The organism is Vibrio qingdaonensis, from assembly GCF_026191675.1.
GTDB lineage: Bacteria > Pseudomonadota > Gammaproteobacteria > Enterobacterales > Vibrionaceae > Vibrio > Vibrio qingdaonensis.
Genome location: NZ_JAKRRY010000079.1, coordinates 1 through 4878 on the forward strand (window position 1 = coordinate 1; position 4878 = coordinate 4878).

Here is a 4878-nt window from a genome sequence, read left to right on the forward strand (position 1 = left end):
ATGTCGCCACGAGTAGACAATCTGCCGGTTTCTATCAAAGTAAACTTCCGCGTCTTGAGGTTTCAACAAGAAAAGCAACCACATACCTAAAGATAAAGCGCCCATGAAAGAAAAAAAACCAATACCGGAAAGGAAATGATCTAGCTCTCCAAGTTGCTTAAGCGCTCTCATGTGTGTAAACAATGACACATCACCGTCTTGCTCAAAATAGATGCTGTAGCCTTTAATGGCATTATCGGCGAGAGCTATCCCGCGCCGAAAAATATCCTCTTCTTCTTTATCCCCTTCCTTTTGAGCGTCGGAAAGATAGCTTATGTATCTGGCTTTGTCTTCTTTATAGCTTTCAATCATACGCGCAGCCTGAGCTTTGTGAGACTCAAAATCATATTCGTAGCTGGAGGCGTAGATAAAATACAGGGTTAATATGGTTAGCATCAGCATCCATGGCACGACAATGGTATTTCGGCGAGTATGATAACCAGTCCTTAACGTCAACAGATTGTCATTAACCGTCATAAACGGTTCGAGCGGGTCTTTCATTGGGACAACAATCACTTCTGCTCGAAATTGCGCCCACCATTTTGAAAAAGGTTGCGCTTTTGTTGTGAATATTCCTTGAGAGCCGCGATTCATTTATTTTCTCAACACTCCATTATGTCCAAAAAAGTATTTACATAGCCAACGGTTTAATAACATTCTTCTTGTAGAGTTCGACTAAGTTCTCACTTGCACCAAGCACCATTTCTAGTCGCTAGTCAAAGTTGTTGGGCTTCTTGTCATCGAACCGGAAAAAGCGTGCTGGTTCACGCTGAAATGACTCGCTAGTAATTACGGCTTCTTTTCCTTTTTCCATAAATGCCAGCAATTGAGCTAGTAGGTAAGTGAGGTCTTCTTCTTTATGAAAAACAAGCTTATCAGCATCGATACCCCAAACGGCATAAGACCAGAAGCCGTCCTTCTTCTTGTTCTCGAATTGAAGGAAGATACTCAACCCCACCATGTTTTCTTTGATCCCGATATCTTCAAAGCGTGCAGCGCCAATACGGCCCCAACGCCATGTGTAAACAATACCTCGACGTCGATCAAAATAGATCTCGGCATCTCTAGGTAGGTAAATATGGTTAGGTCACCTTCTTTTTCTGCATAAACCCTATAACTTTTAATCAATTGGTCATAGTCTTTAACTCTACCTGAATAGTATTTCTCGCCTTCTGAATTATTGTCCTTTGTTGCTTCTAGAAGCCACTCTTCTATTTGCTCTTTATCTTTCTGTCGAAGTTCAATTTTATCGATAGCAAATTGTTTTTCCCAAGCTAGGTCCGGTATTGCCTCAGACCAAACATAAGTAAGAAAAATCGAAACGATCAACCACGGTAACGCAACCATATTTCTCCGTTTATGAAATCCAGTACGGACGGTTAAGATGTCATCATTGACGGACATGGTAGGTTCCAATGGGGCTTCCATTGGCAGCACGATCACTTCCGCTCGAAATTGCGCCCGCCATTTAGAAAAGTCCCTTTACGCGCCGTTATTTAGTGGGAATTTCTTGTATATCGCCGACTTATAAAGGCAAAAAAAGACCTAATGGGATGCTTCGCCTCACTCCCAGTACAGCTTCAAATGAGCCATGATGTGTACGAACATACATCAAATCAAATGAGACCTTATATGACCCCGTTTGGTTTGCGTTTAGTGATGAAATGGCTCAATTCACAACTTTAAGATTCGCATACAGTTCAGGAAGAATGTGCTCATGTTCGAGTAACTTTTCTAATCGTTCTTCAAAGGGCTCTGGCCTTTTGTCGATACAGAAGTAAGAGTGTGATTCTGAACGGCGAAAACTTTCTCCAGTTATGACGGCGCTCTTTCCATTGTCCATGAAGTTAAATATTTGCGCTAAGAAGTAATCATTATCTTTTTCAGTGTTGAAGTGCACTTTGCCTGTTGGCTGAACTATGATTGGCACTACGTCATAGCCGCCTTTACGCTTCTTATTTTCACTATACAGGTAAAGCTCCATCCCTGTTTTACGCTCTAGAAAGCCTAAATTCTCGAATCGACAGGCAGCTAATCTTCCAAAGAACCAGGTATACACAATCTGGCGTTTTCGATCGAAATAAATATTGGCAGGCTTTGGGGTTCTGATGAAAAACACCGTAAAGTATGCGGTGAGAGATAAGACTATCGCCGAAAGAATTGAGTAAGTAACCAGAAACTCACGTTGTGTCTCAGTTCCGTGAACTAGTACCGCTTTTATATAACCGAAAAGAGAGTAACGGCCATCTTCTCCAAACATCAATTTGTAATATTCATAATTTTCTTGGTGATAACTACTAAATGATTGTCCCTGAAGTTCCATTTCTTGATATCTAGCGATCCTTTCTAAACCAGTGTGAATTGAAGCAGAGTCGGACCCCAATTTCCCAACAAAAAGGAATGATAAAACCCAAAGCCCAACAACCAAGGGCAAGAGATAAGCAAATCTCAACCCGTTTTTTGCATCTCGCACGGATAGAACATCATCAGTGACTGCCATGAAAGGCTCCTGCGGGTCATCTGAAGGCTGAATTGCTTTAAAATGGGAAGAGAGCGACTCTCGCCACTTGATGAGCCTCTGTGGGTATTGATATTTGACCAAGAAACCTTGGTTATTAGATCTTTTCATTTCTCATCCTGTTATATGCTGCTTGGCTTGTCGTCTACCATGCCATAATACGTTTTTTCTAGTTCGCCTTCAGAGGTCAGCATTTTCATGGAGTGCCAGTCTTAGTAACACAGAGAGTATTTCGCCCTCTTCTAATACAATCGGAAGCGTGTGCGCCAACACATGGTATTGGCCACGTTCATTGTCATTTGGTCAGAAAGGCGCGCGACGCCTTTACCTTCAATGAGCACATCCGGCGAAGCAGAAATAAACTCTGCTTCAGCTTCAATAGTACAGGAAGATATACCTTTCTTATCGCCGCCTGCATCACCCCTACTTTTTGAAAACGTACTGCCTTTTAGCGCTTTGCTATTACCTCCATCTGCACTAACCGAGGTTGAACCACCCGATAAATCCGCCGATTTAGCATTGCTTTAATAGTGTATGTCTTCACGTCTCTCATCCACATTTAAAGTCCTATATCGCATGCCCTTTGGGCCTACGGGTTTGGTAGTGATAGACTAAGTCACCTTCTGCCTTCAATGCTGCATCTACACGTGCTTCAAAGTTTTCTGGCTTAGGATCTACTCGCCAAAATAACTTTGCAGGTTCGCGATTAAATGACGGCACTGTGATGACGGCTTCTTTGCCATGGTCCATAAAGGCGAGAATTTGTGCTAATGGGTAGGTGGTATCGGCTTCGGTATGAAAGCCTAATTTACCTGTATCAATACCGACAATCGCCATCGGGCGGTAGCCCTTCTGATTTTTGTTTTCATACTGCAACACGATATTGATACCAACTTGGTTCTCAATCAAACCCATTTTATCAAAGTAGGCCGCGCCCACTCGGCCATGGCGCCAGCTGTAAACAATTTGGCGTTCGCGGTCAAAGTAGACTTCGGCATCTCTGGGTTTTAGAAGGAAAAGGAGCCAAAGAGCAATACCAAAGAGCAGAAAAGAACCGATCATAACAAAACTTTCGAGGAAGCGCTCAAGTCTACCTTCGACTTCCTTAGCCCTTAGATATGTTGCCCATGTAACCTCACCATTTTCATTAAGTAGTGCTCGTGCATACCTTTCGGTTTCTTCAGCGCCATACCTTAGCTGTTTTAAAGCCTTTTGCCGCTCAATGGACGCTAGCGCTTTGTATGCATATTCCTGCCGGCTTTCAAAATCAGGCAGCCAATCATAAAACATATAAAGAGGCATAAAGGTAAACAGCAACATCAGTGGAATAATAATGGTGTTGCGCCGATTGTGGTAGCCAGTTCTTACGGTTAACACCTTTTCATCTACAGAGACTATAGGGTCAAGTGGGTCTTCCATTGGAATAACGATCACCTCTGAGCGAAATTCCTGCCACCACTTTGAAAAAGGTTGGGCTTTGGTGGTAAACATGCCCAAAAATCGACGTTTCATCTATTTCCCTTTGTTATTAAGCCCTATATCGCATGACCTTTTACCCGATTTGTTTGGTAGTGGGAAACGAGCTCATCTTGAGCAGCAAGAGCTGCTTCAACACGTTGTTCAAAGTTATCCGGCTTTTTATCCCTACGTAAGAAGTATTTTGCTGGCTCCCTTCTAAATGATTCTCCTGTAATCACCGCTTCTTTGCCATGCTCCATAAACGCTAAGATTTGAGCTAATGGGTAAGTCATATCACCTTCTCTATGAAAAGAAAGCTTACCAATATCAATACCCATGATCCCCATCGGCCGATAGCCCGCTTGGTTCTTGTTCTCAAATTGCAATACGATATTTAAGCCAAGGTGATTTTCTAATATCCCCATTTTATCAAATGACGCCGCACCAACCCTTCCATGTCGCCACGAGTAGACAATTTGCCGGTTTCGATCAAAGTAAACTTCCGCATCTTGAGGTTTGAGTAAGAAAAGCAACCACGATCCTAAAGATAAAGCGCACATCAGGGCAAGGAAGCCTGTCGTTGAGAGAAAGCTATCTAATTTTCCTAGTTGCTTCAGCGCTCTCATATGAGTAAACAATGTCACATTACCGTTTTGCTCAAAATAGATGCTGAAACCTTTAATGGAATTATCTGCGAGAGCTATCCCACGCCGAAAAATATCCTCTCCTTCTTTATCTCCTTCCTTTTGAGCGTCGGAAAGGTAGCTTATGTATCTGGCTTTGTCTTCTTTATAGCTTTCAATCATACGCTCAGCTCGAGCTTTTTGAGACTCAAAGTTATATTTGTAGCTGGAATCGTAGAG

Annotated in this window: 5 protein-coding genes and 2 pseudogenes; all 7 read right to left on the reverse strand. The window is 42.6% G+C overall.

Annotated features, from left to right (window positions below):
- Nucleotides 1-633: pseudogene (locus MD535_RS25000) on the reverse strand (hypothetical protein); the annotation flags it as partial.
- A gap of 118 nt (nucleotides 634-751) precedes the next feature.
- Nucleotides 752-1000 carry a hypothetical protein gene (locus MD535_RS25005; protein ID WP_265677973.1) on the reverse strand — a complete coding sequence of 83 codons (249 nt, stop codon included), beginning with the start codon at nucleotides 998-1000 and terminating at the stop codon, nucleotides 752-754.
- Entirely contained in the window at nucleotides 988-1443 is a 456-nt protein-coding gene (locus MD535_RS25010) for a hypothetical protein (protein WP_265677974.1), read from the reverse strand. Before MD535_RS25010 ends, MD535_RS25005 begins: the two co-directional genes overlap by 13 nt.
- A 265-nt stretch (nucleotides 1444-1708) precedes the next feature.
- The gene (locus MD535_RS25015) at nucleotides 1709-2668 is read right to left on the reverse strand and encodes a hypothetical protein (protein WP_265677976.1); all 960 of its coding nucleotides are present in this window, start codon (nucleotides 2666-2668) and stop codon (nucleotides 1709-1711) included.
- Between the two features lie 158 nt (nucleotides 2669-2826).
- Nucleotides 2827-3081, reverse strand: a pseudogene (locus MD535_RS25020) (PAAR-like domain-containing protein); the annotation flags it as partial.
- A gap of 43 nt (nucleotides 3082-3124) precedes the next feature.
- Nucleotides 3125-4069 carry a hypothetical protein gene (locus MD535_RS25025; RefSeq protein WP_265677977.1) on the reverse strand — a complete coding sequence of 315 codons (945 nt, stop codon included), beginning with the start codon at nucleotides 4067-4069 and terminating at the stop codon, nucleotides 3125-3127.
- A 23-nt stretch (nucleotides 4070-4092) separates the two neighbouring features.
- The coding region (locus tag MD535_RS25030) for a hypothetical protein (RefSeq protein ID WP_265677979.1) at nucleotides 4093-4878 on the reverse strand (786 nt) is incomplete at its 5' end.